Genomic DNA, 21,883 nt, shown 5'->3' with positions numbered 1-21,883 from the left:
TTGTTCAATTCAATTATCGCGATTGTGATGAGCTATTTCATAGGTTCTGTCTCTTTCAGTATCTTATTTGCCCGCTGGCTGCGTAAAATCGACATTCGTCAGCACGGCAGCGGCAACGCAGGGGCGACCAACACGCTGCGCGTTCTCGGGAAAGGCCCGGCTATTGCGGTCTTTACGCTCGACATCGCCAAAGGCGTCGCTGCAGTGCTGCTGGGCCGGCTCCTCGGCGATGAAAGCTGGGTGCCGGTAGCGAGCGGCCTTGCGGCGATTATCGGTCATAATTGGCCGATCTTTTTCCGCTTCAAAGGCGGCAAAGGCATCGCTACGACAATCGGCGCAGTGGCGATGCTCGCCTTTTTTCCGGCTTTACTGGCGGGAATCGCGGCTATTATTACAATTGCGGCAACCCGCTATGTATCGCTCGGATCAATGATCTTCGCGGTATTGCTGCCGATCGTTTTCTATCTGTTCGGCTTGGAGCAGGCTCTCGTTATGGGGGCGGTGGCTATCGGCATTCTGGCACTGCTTCGCCATCGGAAGAATATCGTCAAGCTGATCAACGGCACGGAAAATAAGCTGGGCGGAACTAAAAAGGGTGAGCATCATGGGTTATAAACAAGTCGCCGTCCTTGTAGCGGGGAGCTGGGGGACGGCTTTGGCGCGTGTGCTGGCCGACAACGGCCATACGGTAAAGCTATGGACCCGCAGCGCAAACCAGGCGGAAGAGATCAACGGTCAACGCCGCAATACAAAGTTCCTGCCGGAAGCGGAGCTGCCTGAAGGAATTATCGCTACGACGGATATGAAAGACGCCGTCTCGTCAGCCGAGGCCGTCCTGTTCGTCGCCCCTTCATCCGCGATGCGGGATGTCGCTCGTCAAGCGGCTTTATACTTACATAAAGATGCTCTAATCATACATGCAACGAAAGGGTTTGAGCCCGATTCGCTGAAAAGAATGTCCACGGTTCTTGCGGAGGAACTCGGCCGGTCCGAGCATCAGATTGTCGTATTATCGGGCCCGAGCCATGCCGAGGAAGTTGTCATTCGGCAGCCGACGACGGTTGTCGTCGCTTCCCAAGAAACGGCATGCGCAGAGGCCGCCCAGGATTTATTCATGAATGAAGAGTATTTCCGTGTCTATACCAACCCCGACTTCATCGGGGTGGAAACTGCGGGTGCGATCAAGAATATTATCGCTCTGGGAGCCGGCCTTACGGACGGGCTTGGCTTTGGAGACAATGCCAAAGCGGCGTTAATCACAAGAGGATTGGCGGAAATCGCCCGATTGGGTGCGGCCATGGGTGCGAACCCATTAACGTTCGCCGGTCTTGCCGGTGTCGGAGATTTGATTGCTACCTGTACTAGCAAGCACAGCCGTAACTGGAGAGCCGGCTCAATGCTCGCGCAAGGACTTCCTCTGGAGGTCGTGTTACAGCGTATGGGAATGGTGGTAGAGGGTGTACGAACGACCAAGTCCGCGCATATGCTTGCGTCGCGTTATGGTGTCGAGATGCCGATCACCAACCAATTATACGCCGTTCTTTTTGACGGAAGATCGCCCGAGCTTGCAGTGGGTGCGCTCATGGGCCGAGTGAAGAAGAACGAGATCGAAGAAGTTGCTGACGCCTCGCGCGACAAATGGCTCAGAGGCCAGCCGGGCGTGTGACTATTGGCGGCACTTTTTGCTCTCCCTCCTCATAGGATACAGTGCAAATACCCGGAGGAGGGGAAGCATGGACAAGAAAGTATCCAAAGATATTTTGGGTGTGGTGAAGGACAAAACCGGAAAAAAACATTACGGAGAACTCGATCAAAAAAAATAGCGAGCGGAGTTACCCCCGAAACTCTGAGCAACGAAGCGCAAATCCGCGAGCTCATCAAGCAGGTTTCGGGCATGGCGGGCGTGCCGGTATCCGAAGATACGATCAAGGAAATCGTAGGCGCCGTCACAAAACCGGGTTGAACATGAACAGCTTGGAGTCTCTCATTAAGATGATGTCTAAGAAATAATAGGGTTACGGCAGCAACGGGTTGATCGCTCCGCCAGAGCGGTCAACTTTTTTTATTTGAATTTGCCGTAGTCTTTGATCACCATCGTCGCTTTACAATGCACTCTAACATGAGGATAGACTTCTTCCCAATTCAGTTTTTTCCACCTGCCGTAACTCATGCTGTTCCTTACATATTGACCCAATCCGAGGCTGTCCACGTTGTTCTTCTGCATTTTGGATATCATATCATTGGCTTTATCCGTAATCTGCTCGGAGATTAATCGTTCCAATTTGCGGCGGTCTTGATCTATACTCAAATCCATTTTACCGTTGTACTCCAGTACGGAACCTTTAATCTGAACACTAACGTTAACCGTTATATCATCCCGGGACCGATTGGCGAACACTTTAATTTTTCTTTTGCTGATTAACGATGTGAACATGGCATTGTTTGCTTCTTTATTTGCGGACTCCCCAAAGTCCATGCTCAACTCACCCTGCCTGAAATCTCCTTGCAAAAATCCGAAAATGAGCACTTCATCCGCCGGTATCTTGGTCATATACCTGTCTTCATTGAATAAGGCAATTCCTTCCATAACGACGTTGCCACCTTGTTTTTTAACAATCGGCGCAATCGGATCGATGCCATCGTCATAATAATCCCGCGTGAAATCATACAGCGTAGCTTCCGCGCTCATCTTCGATTTTTCTTGTTTTTCCAACATTCTTTCAATATAAGGACCGGTCATGGGATGCGGGGGATATTTTTCCGTTACTAAATCGTGAGCGCTTCCGTCGACAACGGTTATTTTTAGCCGCTGGGAAATGGAGGGATCCCGCTGGAACGTGTCCATGAGCGGCCATATTCCTTCTTTCGCCAGCCTTGATCCGAACAACACATTTCGCAATTGACCGCTGACCAAAGATAATTCTGTTTTCCTCGATAACCTGATTCGTCCTCCTTTGCTGTTTATGGAAGTCGTCGTAAGAATTTCCTCCCGAACTTTCCTGTTTTCCGGGTCGTTTTTCGGAATCGTCATCGTAATTAACAGTTCCTTTGACGATTTTCCTTCTTCTTCAGGCAGTAAATCATAGCTGGTGGTGTGGACCGTGCCCAATTCTTCCAATATTCGCTGATCCGCGCAGGCGGGTAAAAGTAAGGGGATGATGAGCGCCGCGCCGATACGGCTGATTTTATGCATGGGTATGCCCCTTTCTTTGGAACAAAAGGACAATGATTAACAGCAAAGGAAGCCCGAATGCAATACCTTCTTCGGCGTAACTGAAATACTTAAGCAGCATTTCAACTTCGCTTATAACGTCAGGAACCCAAGCAGCGCCAAAAGAAAAGGCAAGAGCTGCGAAGGCGAGCCAGTTCGTGTCGGCTTTAGGAGCAATCCTTTTTAAAGCAAGTACGCTGGCCCAAGTATATAAGACGACGCTGACCAATACAGGGAATAAAATGAATGCGAACAATAAATTTTCCATTCTTTCTATAAAAGGCAATTTTATGTAAGATAACAAATCAAGCACGGGGTATTGCTGTCTCTTCAATTGCTCCAAACTGTAAACGCCGAAACTAATGACACTTACGACAAGGTAAGCCAACACACTCATCAAATTGCCGATGTAAACGGCTCTCGTCAATTTTTTGTTTTTTTCGGCGTACGGCAATAACAACAACGCGATTTCCAACCCCAGGAAAGCGGAATAAATATCGAATCCGCCTTGGACGAAGTCTGTTTCGCCCTGGAATACAAACGAAGTTAACCTGACCCACTGGAATTCTCCAAAAAAATAAATGACAAGCAGATGCATCCATACAAAGAGCCAAAAGAAAACGGTTGTCGCTTTTGAGATGCTGTAAATTCCTTTAATGACTAACGAGAATGCCAGGATATCCAGCAACAGTTTCAGTAACATAGGGTGAGTCGTAGGAAAGTCCAACATCTGAAAGATGAACACAAACTGCTTCGCGGCAAAACAGCCGATGAGAGTCCATAACGCGGCCAACAACACATAGAGAGGAAATAAAAAGAATTTTGGCAATGAAGCTTCAAGAATTTCGAAAATGGAGCGTCCTTGGCCATAATGGTAAACCAATGAAATGAGATAGATGTTCAGGATTGAAACGGCGAAAAAAAATGCCAAGGACAACCAGCCGTTATAGCCGTAATTAGAGGCAAACAATCGGGGGAGGATCAGCGCGATCACCCCCGATTGATTCATATAAATCATTATGGACACATGAAAAGGATGCAGTTTTTCCATCACGTAAAAACCATCCTATTTTCGCATTTTGTTTCTTACCGGATTCGGCGATTGGTTCACAAAGGGTCTTTTCTTTAACATAGAGAATGGCGCTCTAATAAAAATATCTCCCCAGTCTTTAAGGTTAGATGGGGCAAGCGGGGTTAAATACGAATTTTTTAAGCTTGTGAGCCCCGCAAGATGTACGATGATGAATCCAATACCCAGCATAAATCCGAAATTGCCCAATAATCCCGCTAAAATGATCAAAGGAAAACGGACGAGCCGAATGCACGAGCTCATGATGTAGCTTGGAATCACAAAGGAAGCAATAGCTGAAGAGGCGACGGCAATGATCAGAATATTGCTCGTTATCCCGGCCTGAACGGCCGCCTGCCCGATCACGATACCGCCGACGATACCGATCGTTTGTCCGATTTTCGTTGGAAGTCTTGCTCCTGCTTCTCTTAGCAGCTCAATCGTAATTTCCATCAGAATAGCTTCAAACAAGGGAGGGAATGGAACCCGGCTTCTGGACTGGGCGAGGGACAGTAAAAGTGTCTCGGGAACCATCTCATAATGAAAAGTGGTTACGGATACATAGATTGGAGTCAGCGTCAGTGTCATAAAAAGGGCAAAAAGTCTTAGCAGCCTCAGTGCACTGCCTACCGGCCACCGTTGGTAATAATCATCGGGGGAACTAAAGAACTCGAAGAAGGAGGCAGGCGCGCAAATGACGGAAGGGCTGCCGTTCAATATGGCGATTACTTTTCCCTCCGCAAGCATGGAAGCCGCGGTGTCCGGCCTTTCCGTGGATATGAACAGCGGGAATATCGAATTGGGATTATCCTCGATGTATTGTACAAGCATGTTCCCGTCAAAGACGGCATCCATCTCAACCCCGCTGATGCGATGTACCAATTCGTTCACATGCTCCATGTTTACCACATCGTTTATATACATCACGTAAACATGATTTTTGGTCAGTTCGCCGATTTCAAGCTTGATCACTTTAAGATGCGAGCTTTTTACTCTTCTTCGAATGAGGGACACATTTACTTCCACTTCTTCTACAAAGCCGTCATGGGGACCGACAATGACCGACTCCGTTTGAGATTCTTCTATGGCACGGCTTTTCGGGTCGTAAGCTTTGACGGAATATGTATTGCTGCCGTGAAAAACGGCAACTTCTCCGCTTAATATCGCTTTGATTAATGATTGTGACTCTGTAATCGGTTTATATATGGTTCTTTTCAGCAACTGGTCAACTTCGTCAGCGCGTATATGCGTGAAGGGTTCCGAGATTTCGCGAGTAAATTCTTGGCTTCCGATAAAATGTCCGAAATACACGAAGTCAACACCGATTTCGGGTAACTTTAGGTGATTAAGATCAGCGCAATTACGGAGTTCTGCCATTGCGTACTCCATGGAAGGCTGCATATTCGGCTCCTTATTCTCTTGTCTGCCGGAATCGTTCACTGCACCTCCGCCTCCTCCTGAATCCTTATCTCCAATGTTCGCAATCTGCCGAATTTTATACTTTGAAAAGGGTTTGCGGCCAAGCGGCGGCTTTTGTCTTCTTTCGTCGGAGATGGTATAATATTGTGCATTTGAGGATGTTTATCGTATGGAGGAACTTATAGTATGTATTTCCTGTTCCAAACCTATGCCGCCGCCAAGCTGGATGCCATGGGCAAGATGTGGCTTTCGCTGATCGGCATCGGCCTGATGGTCGCGGCGGCTCTCATTATAACTTTTGCCCGGACCAAGACAAAAGGATGGCTGCGGCGGGTACTGACGCTGGTTGCAGTCGTTCTCCTCTTGTATGGTTTCCTCTGCGGGTTTCTTTCGATTGTATGATAACTTTAAAGGGAAGAACGCTTACTGCAAACGTAGATGCACAGGTCGGTAAAAGCCTGCTGGACCATGCTTTGGCTGCCGGTGTCGATTGGCAATTCAACTGCTCCCGGGGCACTTGCGCAAAGTGCAGATGTATCGTGCAGGAAGGCGCCGATTTGTTGTCGGAACCGAATGACGCGGAATGGGATCGTCTTGGAGCTGAGGAACTGGATGAAGGATTCCGGCTTGGGTGCCAAGCCGCAGTCATGAAGCCGGGGGATATTAAAGCCGTCAACCGGACTTATTTTTAAACGATATAGGAAGTGGAGACATGAATACTGGTTTTCCTGCTTCCGCATTGTCCCTTTTGGCGGATAAGCTGACAGGCTGTGAAGCGAGCTGGGTCGTCGGAGGCAGCACCGGACTGAGTCTGCGGGGTGCATCGCTGGAGCGGCCTCCCAGGGACTTGGATGTTTATGCGGATCTGGCTTCAGTGCCGATTCTGCATGCTCGTTTGTCCGAGTATGCCGTCGATGGACCGGCTGAGAATGAGACTGAACGGTATCGGTCGATATTGTCCCATTACAGCATGGAAGAGACGATAGTCGAACTGGTGGGGCATTTCAGAGTCAGGGCCGTTCGATCGGAATATATGACAGAAGTGGACGATGTCCTCTATCCGAACGCCGATATTATTCATATTAAGGGGCACCAGGTCCGTCTCGTTCCATTAGCGCACGAGCTTATTTTTAATCTGCTCAGGGAGCGGATGGATCGGGCTTCCGTTGTCGGAGAGCTCATTGCACATGATCCGGCTCGGCATTTGCCCTTGTTGTACAAATTGCTGGCAACGAATCACATTTCTCCGGACGTGGCGCAGCGAGCATTGAGCTTGGCGGCAGGCGCGGCGGTGCAGGAGGATACTCGATGACAACCAACCACCTCGTCACTTTTCTTCCGGACAATCGTTCGATCGGCGTCCGGCCCGGAACAACGCTGCTGGATGCTTCCCGGCGGGCGCGTGTCAATATACGCACCCGATGCGGGGGGGTGGCGGGATGCCTGATGTGCAAGGTTTACGTTTCGAAGGAACAAGCGTCATCTCTGCAAGCGCCTACTCTCGCTGAGACTCGCAAGCTGGGCCCGCTGCTGGAGGCGGGAACGCGGCTCTCCTGTCAAGCGCGGGTCAAAGGAGACGTCACCGTGACCATCCCCGAGGATCCGCTCAAAGCAGTCATTCGCAAAAAGCTGGCGGAGCAAGAAGAGGATGATTTTTTCTGATCGCTATTTTAGGAGGCTATTAGCCGATGAAGTTTCGTAAGGTTGCGCGACGAATGGCTGTTATGATGATGTCTTCAGCGTTAATGTTCATGACCGGCTGTCTGTATCCGGATGACCACACTCCCGGGAGTAACGTGTCGGCTCGAGAATCCGTGCTTACGGTTCAGGACGCCGTTGACAGATATCAGGAACAGACGGGACTGCTGCCGATCCAGAACGCGGGAGAGGCCGTGCCGGTCTATGAGAAATACAAAATAGATTTCGGCAAATTGCAACGGATGAATTTTTTGGCGAATATGCCTTCCATGGCATTCGAGAACGGCGGAGATTATCAGTTTCTGATCGTCGACGAACAATCGAAGCGGCGGTAAAACTGCTGGATTTGGCCGTATTTCAAGCGGTGGCCGGCGTTCAGGATAAGGTGGATGAATATCGGTCGGCCAATGGCGGTAAGAATCCGTCTGCAGATGAAGTGTATCCTGGATTCTCAGTAGTGGATTTCAATAAGCTGGGGCAACGCGCTCCCGAGATCCGCAGCATGTACTCGCAGCAATCTCTGAATTTGCTGATCAACGACAAAGGACAAGTGTTTGTCGATTACGGAATCGATATTCAAACTGCGGCCGCCAAATCCAAAGCGGCACCGGAAGCCGGTGAAGATCTGCGGCATAAGCTGGTGGAGGCTTCCTACTTCGTGCCTGTGAAATCGCCTGTTTATCATTGGGTATCTAACGCCCCACAAGCCGTTCAGGGCTAATCCCATTCTTGAACAATTTTTTTACCTGAGAGAGACATACGTGTCTCTCTTTTTTCATATGATCATGGGGGAAACAACAGGAGCGCCGGCGGGCGTACGTCGGCATGGAAAACAATTTGCGGCGCCGCGTCATGAATAGAGGCGTTCGCACATAGAATGTTACCAGTCCAAGTTCGTGTACGAGTTCCGTCGCGCTGGCGGGTCACGAAGGTTTCGCGATTACGATGGGAGGGAAATTCTCAGTGGAAAAAGTGGACATTTTCAAAGATATTGCCGAGCGCACCGGCGGCGATATCTACCTCGGGGTCGTAGGTGCCGTCCGCACAGGCAAATCGACCTTTATTAAACGTTTTATGGAAACCGTCGTATTGCCCAACATAGCGCACGAGGCGGATCGAGTACGCGCAATTGACGAGCTGCCCCAGAGTGCGGCTGGCCGGACGATCATGACAACCGAACCTAAATTTGTGCCGAACAATGCGGTACAGCTGAAAGTGGCCGAAGGCCTTGAAGTTAACGTTCGTCTTGTAGATTGCGTCGGTTACACCGTCGAAGGAGCCAAAGGCTTCGAAGATGAGGGCGGCCCGCGAATGATTACGACTCCTTGGTTTGAAGAGCCGATTCCGTTCCAGGAAGCGGCGGAGATCGGCACTCGCAAGGTCATTCAAGAGCACTCGACCCTCGGCGTTGTCGTCACAACGGACGGAACGATATCGGAAATTCCCCGCAGTGCTTACGTGGATGCGGAAGAACGGGTTATCGACGAGCTGAAGGAAGTCGGCAAGCCGTTTGTGTTGATCGTAAACTCGGCGCGGCCGAAGAGTGAAGAAGCTCAGTCTCTTCGCAGCGAATTGGCCGCTAAATATGATATTCCGGTAATGGCCCTCAGCGCTGCCACGATGGGCGAAGAAGAAGTTATGGGAGTTCTCCGCGAAGTGCTCTACGAGTTCCCGGTACACGAAGTGAACGTGAATCTCCCGAGCTGGGTCATGGTGCTGAACGAAGGACATTGGCTCCGCAGCAGCTTCGAAAGCTCCGTACGCGAGACCGTCAAGGATATCCGCCGTCTGCGCGACGTGGATCGGGTGGTCGCCCAGTTCATGGAATATGACTTCGTTGCGCGCGCGGGTTTAAGCGGTATGAATATGGGGCAGGGCGTAGCCGAAATCGATTTGTATGCGCCCGATGAACTGTACGATAAAATTCTGATGGAAGTCGTCGGCACGGAAATTCGCGGAAAAGACCATTTGCTGCAGCTCATGCAGGAGTTTTCTCACGCTAAGCGGGAGTACGACCGGTTTGCGGAAGCGCTCGAAATGGTCAAGACGACAGGGTATGGAATTGCCGCTCCATCGCTTGCCGAGATGCAGCTCGACGAACCTGAGCTCATCCGTCAAGGCTCCCGTTTCGGTGTGAGACTTAAAGCGACTGCGCCGTCGATTCATATGATCCGAGTGGATGTGGAATCTGAATTCGCGCCGATCATCGGGACCGAGAAGCAGAGCGAAGAGCTTGTCCGCTATTTGATGCAGGATTTCGAGAAGGATCCGATCAAGATCTGGGATTCCGATATATTCGGCCGCTCCTTGCATTCCATAGTTCGGGAAGGCATTCAGGGCAAAATCGCGATGATGCCCGACAACGCCCGCTACAAGCTGCAGGAAACGCTCGGCCGGATCATCAACGAAGGCTCCGGCGGTCTGATTGCCATCATTCTATAAAGTAAAACCTTGAGGGGCTGTCCCATATCGGGACTGCCCCCCTCTGTCATATTGGGCCTTTCGCAAGCCGTCTTTTATCAAAGCCAAAAATTTTGGAAACCCGATTGACATACTCGGAATTGCCGATTATAGTAATTCTATCATTCGTGGTGTTACATAATGGGAGGCAGAGAGATGACAAAAAGTAAATTGGGTGTCACATCGTTAGCTTTAATGCTCGCATTGATTTTGGTGCTGTCGGCATGCGGTAACAAAGAAGAGAATGCGGGAAGTTCACCTTCCGCTTCTGCGGCGGAAACTTCCGGCAATCCGGGGTCCGATGCGCTCAAAGGCAAAAAAATCGCGCTCATCATGCGTCTGAATACGGGTACTTTTTCCGCGCAATATGTGGACGGAGTCAAAGCCCAGATCGCCAAATACGGCGGCGAAGTCAACGTTCTCACGGCTAACAACGATCTGAACAAAATGGCTGCCAATCTGGATGCGGCAGTAAACAAGAAGTATGACGGCATCCTGATCGATCACGGCGACCCAGGCGCATTGACGGCCGGCGTTAATAAGGCGCTCGCAGCCGGTATTCCCGTCGTTGCGTTTGATTCTGCTTTGAACGGAGTTGAAGGCGTAACGAACCTGGCTCAGAACGACCAGAAGATGGCCGAATTGACCTTGGAGCAGCTCGCTAAGGACTCGGGCGGCAAAGGCAGCATTGTCAAAGTTTGGGTGGCCGGTTTCCCTCCGATGGAAAGCCGCCAGATTTCATACAAGGCGTTCCAAGACAAATACCCGGACATTAAACAAGTTTCGGCTTTCGGCGACGCGAGCAACCCGCAGCTGGACACGCAAAACAAAATGGAAGCTGTGCTCAAACAGTATCCGAACAAGGGTGATATTACCGCTGTCTGGGCTTCATGGGATGAATTCGCAAAAGGCGCAGCCAATGCAATCAAACAAGCGGGACGCGATGAAATCAAAATTTACGGCATCGATCTCAGCGACGAAGACCTGAAGATGATCCAGGATCCGAAGAGCCCGTGGGTTGCCTCGGCAGCCGTCGATCCTTCGTCGATCGGCCAGGTTCAGGTCCGCTACTTGTACCAGAAGCTGCACGGCGACAAAACGGATGCGGTCGTTGAACTCGAGCCCGTATTCGTGCATCGCGACATGCTTCCGAAGGACAAAGTCGTCACCACCGCCGACCTGTCGCAATATGTAGAAGGATGGGGCAGCAGCGATTTCGGGAATACCGATTATCTGAAAGCTTTGGAGCAATCCGCAGGCGCGAAATAATCGGCGCAGGGTTTGCCAAGAGCACGGCGCGGCCAATAACCGCGCCGTTTCCTGCATTTTAAGAGTGTGTTACAATGCCAATGGCGCGGCAGGAAAGGGGTGTGACCATACATAATGGAACAGTTGAACGGCGCTGAGCTGCAAATGCGGAATGTGTCGAAATCGTTCGCAGGGGTTCCGGCCTTAAAATCCGTCGACTTCGGGGTAAGAGGCGGCGAAATCCATGCATTGCTAGGCTCTAACGGCGCCGGCAAAAGCACATTGATGAAAATATTGTCCGGCGCTTATGAAGCGGAAGAAGGAACCGTTGAAATCGGCGGCCGCAGCTTTCGTTTCAATTCTCCCTCAGATGCCAAACAAGCAGGTATTCATTGCGTTTATCAAGAAGTGGACACGTCCCTCGTCCCTCATCTCAGCGTATCTGAAAATATATTCATGGACCGCATTGCTTCTTCCAAAGGAGAAAAGTGGCTCAATTGGCGAAAGCTGCATGATCAGGCGCAGACGCTGCTGCGGCGGATCGGCTTGTCTTTGTCCCCTCGAACGCTTGTGCGGAATCTTTCATTATCCGAGAAACAAATGGTGCTGATTGCAAGACTGGTGGCCGAGGAGGCGAAGGTGGCTATTCTCGACGAACCTACCGCTCCTTTAAGCATAGAAGAAACGGACAAATTGTTCCGCATCATGGAAGGGCTGAAAGCGTCCGGTATCGCCGTCATATTCATCACGCACCGGCTGCCGGAAGTATTTCGCATATGCGATCGCATCACAGTCATGAGAGACGGTCAGCGTGTACTTACCGAACAACGCGAAAATATCGATGCCGCGGCTGTTGTCAGAGCGATGTTGGGCAGGAGCTTCGAAGAGGAATATCCGAAGCTGTCCGCCGACATCGGCGAGACTCTATTTTCCGTACAAGGTTTATATGCGGGCCCGAGAGTCAAGGGTGTCGATTTGGAAGTGCGCCGCGGAGAAATCGCCGCGGTGGTAGGCCTGGTGGGCGCGGGGAAAACAGAGCTGTCCCGAGCGTTGTTCGGCGCGGATCCCGTGCAAAAAGGTACGGTGTCGGTCGGCGGACGGCGCGCCGATCTGCGTAGTCCGAACGATGCTTTGAGATCGGGGATTGCGCTTGTTCCGGAGGAGAGGCGGAAGGAAGGGATTCTGGTTCGGGAGTCGGTGCTGCATAACTTAAGCTTGCCGATCCTTCAATCAATCAGCCGACTCGGGATATTGTCCGGTGCGGCGGAGCGAAAGCATGCGGACCGTCAAATTGCCGGCCTCGGCATCAAGACGCCGGGCGTTTCCCAATTGACCGCTTATTTGAGCGGAGGCAATCAGCAAAAAGTGTCGATCGGCAAATGGCTAGGAACCGAGGCTGAAGTGTTTCTGTTCGATGAGCCTACCAAAGGTGTCGACATCGGCGCGAAAAGCGATATTTTCCGTATTATCGGACAGCTCGCCCGGCAAGGGAAAGGAATCTTGTACTTGACGTCCGAATTTCCCGAAGCGCTGGGACTTGCCGATCGGATACTGGTCATGTGCGACGGAGTCATCGTGAAATCATTTGCCCGCGGGGAAGCCTCTCAGGAAGATTTATTGTACTATGCCAGCGCGGGCCGGGAGGAATTGGCGTGAAAAAGCTTTTACTGCCTTTTACATTCAAATACGGCGCACTTGTCTTTATCGGCTTGGTCGTGCTGTTTTTCTCTTTGAACGACGAAGCCTTTTTTACTTACGGCAATTTAACCGATATATTGCGATCGATTTCGATCGTGACGTTCATAGCCATCGGGGTTACGATATCTTTGACTGTGGACGGGTTCGATCTATCCGTCGGATCGACGGTGTCTCTATCAACCGTGCTGACCGCGACGCTGATGGTATGGTATGAAATGCCTTTGATCGTCGTGCTTGTCGTGTCTATTGCCGTCGGAGCGTTAATCGGTCTGCTGAATGCTTTCCTTATCGTCAAGGTGCGGATTCCGGATTTGCTGGCGACTTTGGCAGTGATGTTTATAGTGAGCGGGATTCATAAGACGTATACCAAAGGTTACTCCATCTATAACAATATGCCGATGGCGGACGGCAGCACCGCTCCGGGCGTGATGCTTCCGGAATTTCTATGGATCGGTCAGGGCAAGCTGTTCGGCGTTCCGTTTCCGGTTATTCTGATGCTGCTGGCTGTCATTGCGGTCCATCTGTTTTTCAAGTACACGCGGTGGGGCAGGCAGATGATCATGACCGGCGGCAACGAGGAAGCAGCGCGTTTATCCGGTTTGCGCGTGAAGCGTATTCGCACGCTCGCGTACGTCGCTTCAGGCGTATTCGCGTCAATCGGCGGAATCCTGTTCGCTTCCCGGATCGGCTCCGGCCAAATTGACGCGGGCGCACCCCTGCTCATGGAGGCGGTAGCTGCCGTGTTTGTAGGTTACTCGGTATTCGCCGCCGGACGGCCGAACATGATCGGCACGTTTGTCGGTGCGGTTCTGATGGGCGTTCTGGCAAACGGGCTGACGATGCTCAACATTCAATATTACACGACGGATATCATTAAAGGAGCGGTGCTAGTTCTTGCGCTCGCGGTCACTTTTATTCATCTGAGCCGGCGCAAAGCGTAAGCGAAATCGCGGAAAATCGCGCCACGCTTGAAACTGCCGCCATTGTGTGTGTATAATTTCTTTGAAAACGGATAAACAGATAACATGCTTGTTTTCCGTTATGGGAGGTGAATGCCATGAACAAAACCGAATTGATCGCTAAAGTGGCTGAAGTGGCCGATTTGTCAAAGAAGGACGCAACCCAAGCGGTTGACGCCGTATTCGACGTCATAGCCGAGGCGCTGCAGAGCGGAGACAAAGTGCAGCTCGTAGGATTTGGAAACTTCGAGGTGCGCGAACGTTCCGCCCGCAAAGGACGCAATCCGCAAACCGGTGTGGAAATTGAGATTCCGGCCGGGAAAATTCCCGCATTCAAGCCGGGTAAGGCACTTAAAGAAGGCATTAAATAAGGTAATGGATGGTGGCGGGATGTCTCCCGCAAATCGGGTTGCCACCCTTTAATAGGCTGTGCTATAATCACTCTCGTACTTTCATCCGTCGGGGTATAGCGCAGACTGGTAGCGCGCACCCTTGGGGTGGGTGAGGCCGTGGGTTCAAATCCCGCTACTCCGACCATTACATACGCAGTCGATACTGCTTTCCTGTTGGTAACACTCCGGGAAGGCAGTTTCACTATTTTGAGGGTATTTCATGAGCTTGCCGACGGATCGATACGATGAACTCATTGCAGATCATTCCAACTAAAGGGGATTGCCATGGATAACAATCAGGGTGATTTTTTTGTGGTGAAAGCGAAAGACAACGGAGTGCAGGTTATCGGTCTGACACGAGGCCAGGATACGAAGTTTCATCATACGGAGAAGCTGGACCGGGGAGAGGTGCTGATCGCCCAGTTCACCGAACACACTTCCGCGGTAAAAATCCGCGGCAAAGCGACCGTGATGACGAAATACGGCACCGTTGAAACCGACGAATAAGGTTGCAAGCAACAGAGCGCAGGCATAGCCTGCCTTTTTCTTTTGTACAATGGATAGGAAGATACCTCTGCAGGAGGGAGCAACTTATCCATGTCCTTTTCGCGTCAATTCGCATTTATTTCTTTACTCGGGCTCGCTGCAATTATCCTGCTGGGGCAAGTGCCGTTCATCGACCAGGGCATTAAGCACAAGCGTCAGGAAACGGCCGTGTTTGATCCCGTCAGGGTGGAAGCTTTGTCGGACGACAATCTTGTCGATGCGCTGATCGGACTTCCGCTGCGGGAGCGGCTCCGGAGGGTAAGCTGGGATCACTCCATTTTGACGATCGATTTGAAGGAAACCGATTCTTCCCAGGTATGGACAGATACCCGGGATCTGATTCTGTTCTCTTTTCACGAAACGGACAATGTGAGACAGCTGCTGCTGCGGGTATTCGGCGGTAAAGACGGGAATCCGGCTCTGCTCATGGCTGCAGAGACGAAATTCTTCGATTGGACGCCTAAAGAGCTGTCTCGTTTAAAAGCCGCTGCGGGTTTTCACGACAGTGCAATTACAGGCAAAATTCGGATTGCAATTACACCTGCGGGTCGGCGCTGGCAGCAAAATTTTGCAAATTGATGAACAAAAACGGCGGCTTATGCTTCATATGGACGGATATGTTATAATAAACGAAATCAAGACCGCTGTTTTGGTGCGTGGCAGCATGTTCGGAGGCTGAAGTATGACGAGGGTTCGGATCGCGCAAAAGGCGCAGAAATATATCAATCATGACATGATCAGCCTGCACACCGATTTGCCGGAATTTCCGGAGGGCAGGGTTTCTTTGTTATACAACGTACTAAGCCATCAACCGGCGGCGGCTGCTCAAAAAGAGCTTTTGTCGCTGGTGACATCGCTTGTTCAGATGGGTCTGGACACGCATGAAATGGTGGATAACGAACCGCTTGGAAAGCATGGCATGATGGCTATGAGAGCCCAGCAGCTGAAGGTGCTGGCGGGAGATTATTTCAGCAGCCGTTTTTATAACTTGCTGTCGCAAGCCGGTCAGATCGATATGATCCGGCGTATAAGCGAAGCGGTGTGCGAAATTAACAGGATCAAAATGAGCTTATATGCCAAAATGAGCCAGTTGAAGCTTGGTGCGGAGGAGTACTTGCATTACGGGGCCGAGCTGAAGTCAGGCTTGTTCCTGTCGTTCGGAGGATTAATGACGGGGCTGTATGAACGCATTTGGCCGGAGCTGGTCGACAAGTTCAGCCGCTGCGAAGTGCTGCTTGCCGAGCTGAGACGGTTGCAGAAAACAAGCTCGCTCGACGGAAGCTGGGGGATGTGGCACATTCTCCAGGAGGGTACCGAAGACGACCGCCGCGCAGTCCGCGAGCGCAGGGACGAGCCGGGGCTGATGGCATCGCTGCTTCAGAAATATGATGTCGCAGACAAGCTGTGCAGTTTGCTTCGCCAGTCCACCGGGCAGCTTCAAGGGGTGATGCAGCGGCTGCAATCCGACAAGCTGCTGCGGGAACTGCAGCCGCTGATCGAGCCGTTCGTTCAGGCGGCGTCGGCACAAAGAGCAGCCGTATTGAAGGAGCTGGGATAACAACATGATGGACGGCGAATCGAAACAGCAGCATGTTCATGCGGTTTTTGAAAGTATAGCGCCCAAGTACGACATGATGAACGATGTGCTGAGCTTCAGAAGGCATAAAGCTTGGCGCCGTTTCACGATGCGCAAGATGGACGTGCAGCCGGGGCAGTCATCTCTTGATCTGTGCTGCGGGACATGCGATTGGACAATTGCGCTGGCCAAAGCCAGCGGCAGGGGAAACACGGTAGGTCTCGACTTCAGCCAGAATATGCTGAACATCGGACAAGCCAAGATCGACAAACTCGGCATGTCCGATCAGATCACTCTTGTTCAGGGCAATGCGATGGAGCTCCCTTTTGCAGACAACTCGTTCGATTACGTTACGATCGGTTTCGGTCTCCGCAATGTGCCTGATATCGTTCAAGTTCTGAGGGAGATGAAGAGAGTCGTGAAGCCCGGAGGCAAAATCGTCTGCCTGGAGCTTTCCAAGCCGACGTGGCAGCCTTTTAAAGGACTCTATTATTTTTATTTCGAGAAGCTGCTGCCACTATTAGGCAAGTGGCTGGTCAAAAAATACGAGCAGTACCGGTGGCTTCCCGAGTCGCTCGCGGCATTCCCGGACTTGCAAGCTCTTGCGGAGCTGTTCCGGAACGTCGGAATGCGCAATGTCAAAGCTTATCCGCTGACCGGCGGCATTGCGGCCCTGCATATCGGAACAAAGGGGAATGAAGGGGCATGATGTCCAAGCTGCGTACTTTTTTAGAGATGATTAAATTCGAACATACGATATTTGCACTGCCGTTTGCTTATATGGGAGCGATTCTAGGGGCTGTGACCGTCGATGGAAGGCTGCCCGGCTGGAGCGAATGCGGCTGGATTTTACTGGCGATGGTCGGTGCGCGGACTGCTGCAATGGGACTTAATCGGGTCATCGACAAGGCCATTGACGCCCGCAACCCGCGAACGGCCGCGCGCGCTATTCCTGCGGGTCTGCTGAAATCCGGAGAAGTGATCGTTTTCATCATCATTTCACTCGTCTTGCTGTTCTGGGCGGCATCGCAGCTAAATAGTCTCTCCGTTAAGCTTCTGCCGCTGGCGGTATTCATGCTTGTTCTGTATTCTTATACGAAACGATTTACTTGGGCATGCCATCTGGTATTGGGTTTAACGATCGGCTTGGCTCCGCTCGGAGGCTGGGTGGCCGTAACCGGCGGCGTAACGCCCGCCTCCCTGGTGCTTTATATTACAGTTGCGATATGGACTGCCGGATTTGATATCATTTATGCTTGTCAGGATGTGGATTTCGACCGCAAGGAAGGGCTGCATTCCATTCCGGCGCGGTTCGGCATCACCCGCGCACTCGATATCGCCCGGGCGTTTCATGCGTTCACCGCTGCCGGCTTTGCGCTTTTGCTCATTATGACGGACCTAAGCTGGTGGTATTTTGCCGGGATCGTCGTGGCTGCCGCCCTGCTGCTTTACGAGCACCGGCTGGTGAAGCCGAACGATCTGAGCCGCTTGAATGCGGCGTTCTTCACGATGAACGGCATTCTGAGCGCAGTCTTGTTCGTATTCACGTTCATTGATCTCGTGGTGGTGAGAACGTGGTAGCAGTTGCCGCACAGCGATCTATAGCAACGCGCTGGGTTGTCGGAATTACCGGCGCCAGCGGAGCAATCTATGGAGTGACCTTGTGCCGGCAGCTGCTTGATGCCGGTTTTCATCTGCACCTGGTTGTCTCCGACGCCGGTTGGCGGGTGCTTAAGGAAGAGCTCGGATGGGACGCCGCCCGGCGGATTGACGCACTTCAGTCGGCCTTCGGAGAATCTATGCAAGACGGCCGTCTCACCTATCATCCGTTGAATGATATAGGTGCGAGCATCGCCAGCGGATCCTTCCGCTGCGAAGGGATGGTTGTCATCCCGTGCTCGATGGGCACGATGTCGGCGATCGCGAACGGGGCGTCCGGCAATTTGCTTACACGAGCCGCGGATGTCATGCTGAAGGAAGGCCGGCCATTGCTGCTCGTACCCAGAGAAACTCCGCTTCACGCGATTCATTTGGAAAACATGCTCAAGCTGTCCCGACTTGGCGTGCGGATCATCCCCGCGATGCCGGCGTTTTACAACGGACCTCAGAGTTTGGAGGACATCGTGAATTTCATGGCAGGCAAGGTCATGGACAGCATGGGCGTTTCACACAATCTGTACAAAAGATGGGGAGAATCCAATGACTAACGGCCTCCCGCGGCCTCTTCGAATCGGCCGCATAGACTATACGAACGTCTGGCCCGTATTTCATCATTTCGATCCGCTCTCGCTTCGTTATCCTGCGGAAATGGTAAAGGAAATGCCCGCAGTGCTTAACCGCAAGCTGAAAGCGGGAGAAATCGATATGGCGGCTATTTCTTCTTTCGCTTTCGGGTTATCTTCCGATTCCTATTATTTGCTGCCTAATCTGTCCGTCAGCGCTCTCGGAAGTGTGCAGTCCATCTTGCTGTTTCTGAAATCGCCTTTGGAGAAGGTGATCCATGGCAAGATTGCGCTGACAACGACATCTGCCACGTCCGTCAATTTACTCAAAATTATTATGGAGAAGTTTTATGGCGGGAAACCCGAATATGAAGATGCGGAGCCGGCCCTGGAGCAGATGCTTGCGAACGCCGATGCGGCTTTGCTGATCGGCGATCACGCCATCCGCGCCTCTTGGGAGAATCATGGATACCGGGTGCTGGATCTCGGTGAAATATGGAATGTGTGGACAGGCCATTGGATGTCTTTTGCTCTTTGGGGGGTTCGCAGAGAAGCGGCGGACGCCAATCCTGAGGCCGTGGCCAGCATCTACGAGGGATTGCTCGAAAGCAAAAGGCTCGGCAGCCGCGATTTAACGCCGCTGGTGAGTAAAGCAATGCGTCAAATCGGCGGCACAGCTTCCTACTGGCGCAGCTATTTTCAGAATTTAAACCATGATTTCGGTCCGGATCAAAAAGCCGGTCTTCTTCTGTATTTCCGATATGCGCACGAACTCGGTCTGATGGACAGACAGGTGGATCTGTCGGAATGGCCTGTGCCGTTGCGCCGCTGATAACTTCAAACTGCAGGTGAACCTATGAAATTGATGCAGCTGTACGCCGCTATGAAATCCGATCTCCAAGCCATTGAAGACGATATGGCCGCCGCTATCACATCCGAGCTGCCGCTGCTCAGCGAAGCATCGCTGCATTTGCTGAAAGCAGGGGGCAAAAGACTGCGTCCCGTGTTCGTTCTGCTTTCCGGGAATTTCGGCAACTACTCCTTGGAAACGCTGAAACGTGTGGCAGTGCCGTTAGAGTTAATTCATATGGCGACCTTGGTTCATGACGATGTGATCGACGACGCGGATATCCGCCGGGGTCAACCCACCGTCAAGTCAAAGTGGGATAACAGGATTGCGATGTATACCGGGGATTACATATATGCCAAAGCCTTAACCGTAATTACAGAGCTTGATAAACCGCGTATTCATCAAATCCTGTCGAGTGCGATCGTGCAGATGTGCATCGGCGAGATGGAACAGATTCGCGATTTCTTTAACGTCGATCAGACGGTTAGAACGTATATGCGCCGCATTCGCCGGAAAACGGCGCTATTGATTGCAATAAGCTGCCAGCTTGGAGCGATGGCTACGGATGCGCCCGACAGATTCAGCCATGCTTTGTACCGTTTCGGCTACAACGTAGGGATGGCCTTTCAAATCACGGACGACCTGCTGGACGTCTGCGGCGCCGAGAAGGCGATCGGCAAGCCGCCCGGCAGCGATTTGCGGCAAGGCAACATAACGCTGCCGGTCATTTACGCGCTCCAAGATGAACGTGTGCGGGAGGAGCTTCTGCGGGAGATTACCGTGATACGAGACACCGAGGGACCAGTTAATTCTTCTGCGGCCGTTAAATTGGTGCGATCAAGTCAAGGTATAGCGATGGCGGAACGGCTTGCCGACCGCTATGTCGCTAAAGCGCTGCAGGCTCTGGATACGCTGCCCGATCAAGCTGCGAAAAGGAATTTGGCCGAAATCGCCCGCTTTGTAGCGAACAGGAGTTATTAAGCTGGTTTTTTGTGGTAAAATGAAGTTTACGCAGTTAATTGCAGGAAGGGAGCATCTTTTGTGGAAAGAACTTATCTGATGGTGAAACCCGACGGAGTGCAGCGCGGGTTGATCGGTGAAATTGTCGGCCGCTTCGAACGCAAGGGTTTGAAGCTGGTGGCAGCGAAACTGATAAATGTTGAATTAGAGCGGGCGGAACGTCATTACGCAGAGCATAAGGGCAAGGATTTTTATGAGAAGCTGCTGACTTTCATTACCGCCGGACCGGTATTCGCCATGGTTTGGGAGGGCGATCAGGCGGTTGCCCTATGCCGTGCGCTGATCGGCAAGACAAACGCGCTCGAAGCCGCCCCCGGCACGATCCGGAGCGATTACGCCATACATACGAACTTCAATTTGATCCACGGATCGGATTCCCCCGATAATGCGGAACGTGAAATCGCCATTTTCTTCAATGATGAGGAACTGGTTTCTTACGACAAGGCCATACAGGTATGGATTTAAAAGGAGAGCGGCGTCATGGGTGACCGGCAGCTTGCCGAGTTTGACAAGTCCGGGGATGAAGACTTTGCAAGATTCATTGTCGACATTAAGCGCCTCACCGGAATTGACCTTTCACTATACAAGGAAGCGCAGATGCGCCGCCGCTTGACGACTTTGCGTATGAAGCACGGGTTTCACAGCTTTGCCTCTTATTTCGCAGTACTGGTCAAGGATACTTCACTGCGCAATGAGCTGCTGGACAGGATGACGATCAATGTGTCTGAATTTTGGCGGAATCCGAACAGGTGGCAGGTGTTGCAGGACAAATATTTGCCGCACTTGATCAAGCAATCGCCCCGGCTCAACATTTGGAGCGCAGCTTGCGCGACCGGCGAAGAGCCTTATACGATCGCTATGATTTTGGACACATTAGGTGTACTGAGCCGCTGCTCCGTGTTGGCTACCGATTTGGACGAGCGGGTTTTGGAGACGGCTGCCGGAGGCATCTACCCGGAGCGTTCGTTGCGTGATGTGCCGCTAACTTGCAAGACGAAGTATTTTCAGGCATCCGGAGGGATGTTTAAAGTTGAAGACAGGCTGAAAAAGCTCGTTACATTCCGGCAGCAGAATTTGCTGTTCGATTCATTCGGGGAACACTATGACTTGATTGTTTGCCGGAATGTCATGATCTATTTCACTGAAGATGCAAAGCATATATTGTACGATAAGTTCGCCCGCGCTTTGAAGCCAGGCGGCCTGCTGTTCGTCGGAAGCACGGAGCAGATTTTCTCCCCCGGTCAATACGGATTGGAGAGCGCGGACACTTTCTTTTACAGAAAAACGATCTAAAATGCATGCAATACGCGCTGCCGGCCCATACTAACGATACGCGAGCCAAACGGAGGGAACCATGGACAAACGTAAAGTTATTGCCGCTTATCGCCGGGGATTGATCTCCGTGCATGAATGTGCGCAAATACTCGGTTTGGACAATGTGCAACTGCTCGGATATATGAGAGAAGCTCGTCAGTCGGCAAAAAAGAAGCAGTCCGTGCGTACCTGACGGGCTGT

28 protein-coding genes and 1 tRNA gene are annotated in these 21,883 nt (G+C 51.7%); 26 read left to right on the top strand and 3 right to left on the bottom strand.

What is annotated here, in order from left to right; genetic code table 11:
• From plsY to SD71_RS26320, 3 genes are all read left to right on the top strand, one after another.
• Window positions 1–615 carry a glycerol-3-phosphate 1-O-acyltransferase PlsY gene (gene plsY, locus SD71_RS17790; RefSeq protein WP_152619500.1) on the top strand — a complete coding sequence of 205 codons (615 nt, stop codon included), beginning with the start codon at window positions 1–3 and terminating at the stop codon, window positions 613–615.
• Window positions 605–1,666: an NAD(P)H-dependent glycerol-3-phosphate dehydrogenase gene (locus SD71_RS17785; RefSeq protein WP_041066061.1), complete on the top strand. Its 1,062-nt coding sequence runs from the start codon at window positions 605–607 to the stop codon at window positions 1,664–1,666. The genes plsY and SD71_RS17785 overlap by 11 nt, the downstream gene beginning before the upstream one ends.
• A gap of 153 nt (window positions 1,667–1,819) precedes the next feature.
• On the top strand, window positions 1,820–1,963 hold the full coding sequence (locus SD71_RS26320) for a stage VI sporulation protein F (RefSeq protein ID WP_407637557.1): 144 nt from the start codon (window positions 1,820–1,822) through the stop codon (window positions 1,961–1,963).
• Between the two features lie 99 nt (window positions 1,964–2,062).
• On the opposite strand, the gene SD71_RS17780 is transcribed toward SD71_RS26320, so the two are convergent.
• Genes SD71_RS17780 through SD71_RS17770 form a run of 3 tightly spaced genes read right to left on the bottom strand, consistent with a single transcriptional unit; the run spans window position 2,063 to window position 5,720 of the window.
• On the bottom strand, window positions 2,063–3,193 hold the full coding sequence (locus SD71_RS17780; protein ID WP_041066059.1) for a Ger(x)C family spore germination protein: 1,131 nt from the start codon (window positions 3,191–3,193) through the stop codon (window positions 2,063–2,065).
• Window positions 3,186–4,262 carry a GerAB/ArcD/ProY family transporter gene (locus SD71_RS17775; RefSeq protein ID WP_041066056.1) on the bottom strand — a complete coding sequence of 359 codons (1,077 nt, stop codon included), beginning with the start codon at window positions 4,260–4,262 and terminating at the stop codon, window positions 3,186–3,188. Before SD71_RS17775 ends, SD71_RS17780 begins: the two co-directional genes overlap by 8 nt.
• A 15-nt stretch (window positions 4,263–4,277) precedes the next feature.
• Window positions 4,278–5,720 (bottom strand): spore germination protein, encoded by a 1,443-nt coding sequence (locus SD71_RS17770; RefSeq protein WP_235427201.1) that lies wholly within the window; start codon window positions 5,718–5,720, stop codon window positions 4,278–4,280.
• 165 nt (window positions 5,721–5,885) lie between these two features.
• Here SD71_RS17770 and SD71_RS17765 point away from each other — a divergent pair, with 165 nt between their 5' ends.
• The 23 genes from SD71_RS17765 to SD71_RS24255 all read left to right on the top strand — a co-directional run bounded on the left by SD71_RS17765 (window position 5,886) and on the right by SD71_RS24255 (window position 21,875).
• Window positions 5,886–6,101, top strand: a complete 216-nt coding sequence (locus SD71_RS17765) for a DUF2768 family protein (RefSeq protein ID WP_235427199.1) — start codon at window positions 5,886–5,888, stop codon at window positions 6,099–6,101.
• The gene (locus SD71_RS17760; protein ID WP_041066051.1) at window positions 6,098–6,391 is read left to right on the top strand and encodes a 2Fe-2S iron-sulfur cluster-binding protein; all 294 of its coding nucleotides are present in this window, start codon (window positions 6,098–6,100) and stop codon (window positions 6,389–6,391) included. The genes SD71_RS17765 and SD71_RS17760 overlap by 4 nt, the downstream gene beginning before the upstream one ends.
• A 20-nt stretch (window positions 6,392–6,411) precedes the next feature.
• Entirely contained in the window at window positions 6,412–7,011 is a 600-nt protein-coding gene (locus tag SD71_RS17755; protein ID WP_052476372.1) for a nucleotidyltransferase family protein, read from the top strand.
• On the top strand, window positions 7,008–7,361 hold the full coding sequence (locus SD71_RS17750) for a 2Fe-2S iron-sulfur cluster-binding protein (protein ID WP_041066048.1): 354 nt from the start codon (window positions 7,008–7,010) through the stop codon (window positions 7,359–7,361). The genes SD71_RS17755 and SD71_RS17750 overlap by 4 nt, the downstream gene beginning before the upstream one ends.
• Window positions 7,362–7,387: 26 nt before the next feature.
• Window positions 7,388–7,732, top strand: coding sequence for a hypothetical protein (locus tag SD71_RS22515; protein WP_052476371.1), 345 nt, complete (start codon window positions 7,388–7,390; stop codon window positions 7,730–7,732).
• Between the two features lie 11 nt (window positions 7,733–7,743).
• Window positions 7,744–8,118, top strand: a complete 375-nt coding sequence (locus SD71_RS22510; RefSeq protein ID WP_052476370.1) for a hypothetical protein — start codon at window positions 7,744–7,746, stop codon at window positions 8,116–8,118.
• A 242-nt stretch (window positions 8,119–8,360) separates the two neighbouring features.
• Complete coding sequence (spoIVA, locus tag SD71_RS17740; protein ID WP_041066044.1) at window positions 8,361–9,839, top strand: stage IV sporulation protein A; 1,479 nt, start codon at window positions 8,361–8,363, stop codon at window positions 9,837–9,839.
• A gap of 174 nt (window positions 9,840–10,013) precedes the next feature.
• Window positions 10,014–11,126 carry a sugar ABC transporter substrate-binding protein gene (locus tag SD71_RS17735; protein WP_041066038.1) on the top strand — a complete coding sequence of 371 codons (1,113 nt, stop codon included), beginning with the start codon at window positions 10,014–10,016 and terminating at the stop codon, window positions 11,124–11,126.
• A 114-nt stretch (window positions 11,127–11,240) separates the two neighbouring features.
• On the top strand, window positions 11,241–12,761 hold the full coding sequence (locus tag SD71_RS17730; RefSeq protein ID WP_041066036.1) for a sugar ABC transporter ATP-binding protein: 1,521 nt from the start codon (window positions 11,241–11,243) through the stop codon (window positions 12,759–12,761).
• Complete coding sequence (locus SD71_RS17725; RefSeq protein WP_041066033.1) at window positions 12,758–13,744, top strand: ABC transporter permease; 987 nt, start codon at window positions 12,758–12,760, stop codon at window positions 13,742–13,744. Before SD71_RS17730 ends, SD71_RS17725 begins: the two co-directional genes overlap by 4 nt.
• Window positions 13,745–13,860: 116 nt before the next feature.
• Window positions 13,861–14,133 carry an HU family DNA-binding protein gene (locus SD71_RS17720; protein ID WP_041066031.1) on the top strand — a complete coding sequence of 91 codons (273 nt, stop codon included), beginning with the start codon at window positions 13,861–13,863 and terminating at the stop codon, window positions 14,131–14,133.
• 89 nt (window positions 14,134–14,222) lie between these two features.
• Window positions 14,223–14,299 (top strand) — tRNA-Pro (locus SD71_RS17715).
• A 140-nt stretch (window positions 14,300–14,439) separates the two neighbouring features.
• The gene (gene mtrB / locus SD71_RS17710; protein ID WP_041066028.1) at window positions 14,440–14,661 is read left to right on the top strand and encodes a trp RNA-binding attenuation protein MtrB; all 222 of its coding nucleotides are present in this window, start codon (window positions 14,440–14,442) and stop codon (window positions 14,659–14,661) included.
• A 90-nt stretch (window positions 14,662–14,751) separates the two neighbouring features.
• Complete coding sequence (locus SD71_RS22505) at window positions 14,752–15,279, top strand: hypothetical protein (protein WP_052476369.1); 528 nt, start codon at window positions 14,752–14,754, stop codon at window positions 15,277–15,279.
• A 103-nt stretch (window positions 15,280–15,382) separates the two neighbouring features.
• Complete coding sequence (locus SD71_RS17700) at window positions 15,383–16,258, top strand: heptaprenyl diphosphate synthase component 1 (protein WP_041066026.1); 876 nt, start codon at window positions 15,383–15,385, stop codon at window positions 16,256–16,258.
• 4 nt (window positions 16,259–16,262) lie between these two features.
• Window positions 16,263–16,985 (top strand): demethylmenaquinone methyltransferase, encoded by a 723-nt coding sequence (locus tag SD71_RS17695; RefSeq protein WP_041066023.1) that lies wholly within the window; start codon window positions 16,263–16,265, stop codon window positions 16,983–16,985.
• Window positions 16,982–17,857, top strand: coding sequence for a UbiA-like polyprenyltransferase (locus SD71_RS17690; protein ID WP_041066020.1), 876 nt, complete (start codon window positions 16,982–16,984; stop codon window positions 17,855–17,857). Before SD71_RS17695 ends, SD71_RS17690 begins: the two co-directional genes overlap by 4 nt.
• Window positions 17,858–17,877: 20 nt before the next feature.
• Entirely contained in the window at window positions 17,878–18,483 is a 606-nt protein-coding gene (locus SD71_RS17685) for a UbiX family flavin prenyltransferase (protein WP_041066302.1), read from the top strand.
• Window positions 18,476–19,330 carry a menaquinone biosynthetic enzyme MqnA/MqnD family protein gene (locus SD71_RS17680; protein WP_041066017.1) on the top strand — a complete coding sequence of 285 codons (855 nt, stop codon included), beginning with the start codon at window positions 18,476–18,478 and terminating at the stop codon, window positions 19,328–19,330. The genes SD71_RS17685 and SD71_RS17680 overlap by 8 nt, the downstream gene beginning before the upstream one ends.
• 24 nt (window positions 19,331–19,354) lie before the next feature.
• Window positions 19,355–20,329 (top strand): heptaprenyl diphosphate synthase component II, encoded by a 975-nt coding sequence (hepT, locus tag SD71_RS17675; protein WP_041066014.1) that lies wholly within the window; start codon window positions 19,355–19,357, stop codon window positions 20,327–20,329.
• A 60-nt stretch (window positions 20,330–20,389) separates the two neighbouring features.
• Window positions 20,390–20,833, top strand: a complete 444-nt coding sequence (ndk, locus tag SD71_RS17670) for a nucleoside-diphosphate kinase (protein WP_041066011.1) — start codon at window positions 20,390–20,392, stop codon at window positions 20,831–20,833.
• Between the two features lie 15 nt (window positions 20,834–20,848).
• Window positions 20,849–21,661 carry a CheR family methyltransferase gene (locus SD71_RS17665; protein WP_041066009.1) on the top strand — a complete coding sequence of 271 codons (813 nt, stop codon included), beginning with the start codon at window positions 20,849–20,851 and terminating at the stop codon, window positions 21,659–21,661.
• A gap of 61 nt (window positions 21,662–21,722) precedes the next feature.
• Entirely contained in the window at window positions 21,723–21,875 is a 153-nt protein-coding gene (locus tag SD71_RS24255; RefSeq protein WP_165418321.1) for a hypothetical protein, read from the top strand.
• Window positions 21,876–21,883: the final 8 nt, after the last annotated feature.

The organism is Cohnella kolymensis (assembly GCF_000829465.1).
GTDB classification, from domain to species: Bacteria; Bacillota; Bacilli; order Paenibacillales; family Paenibacillaceae; genus Cohnella; species Cohnella kolymensis.
This window is presented reverse-complemented; position numbering and strand designations above follow the sequence as displayed.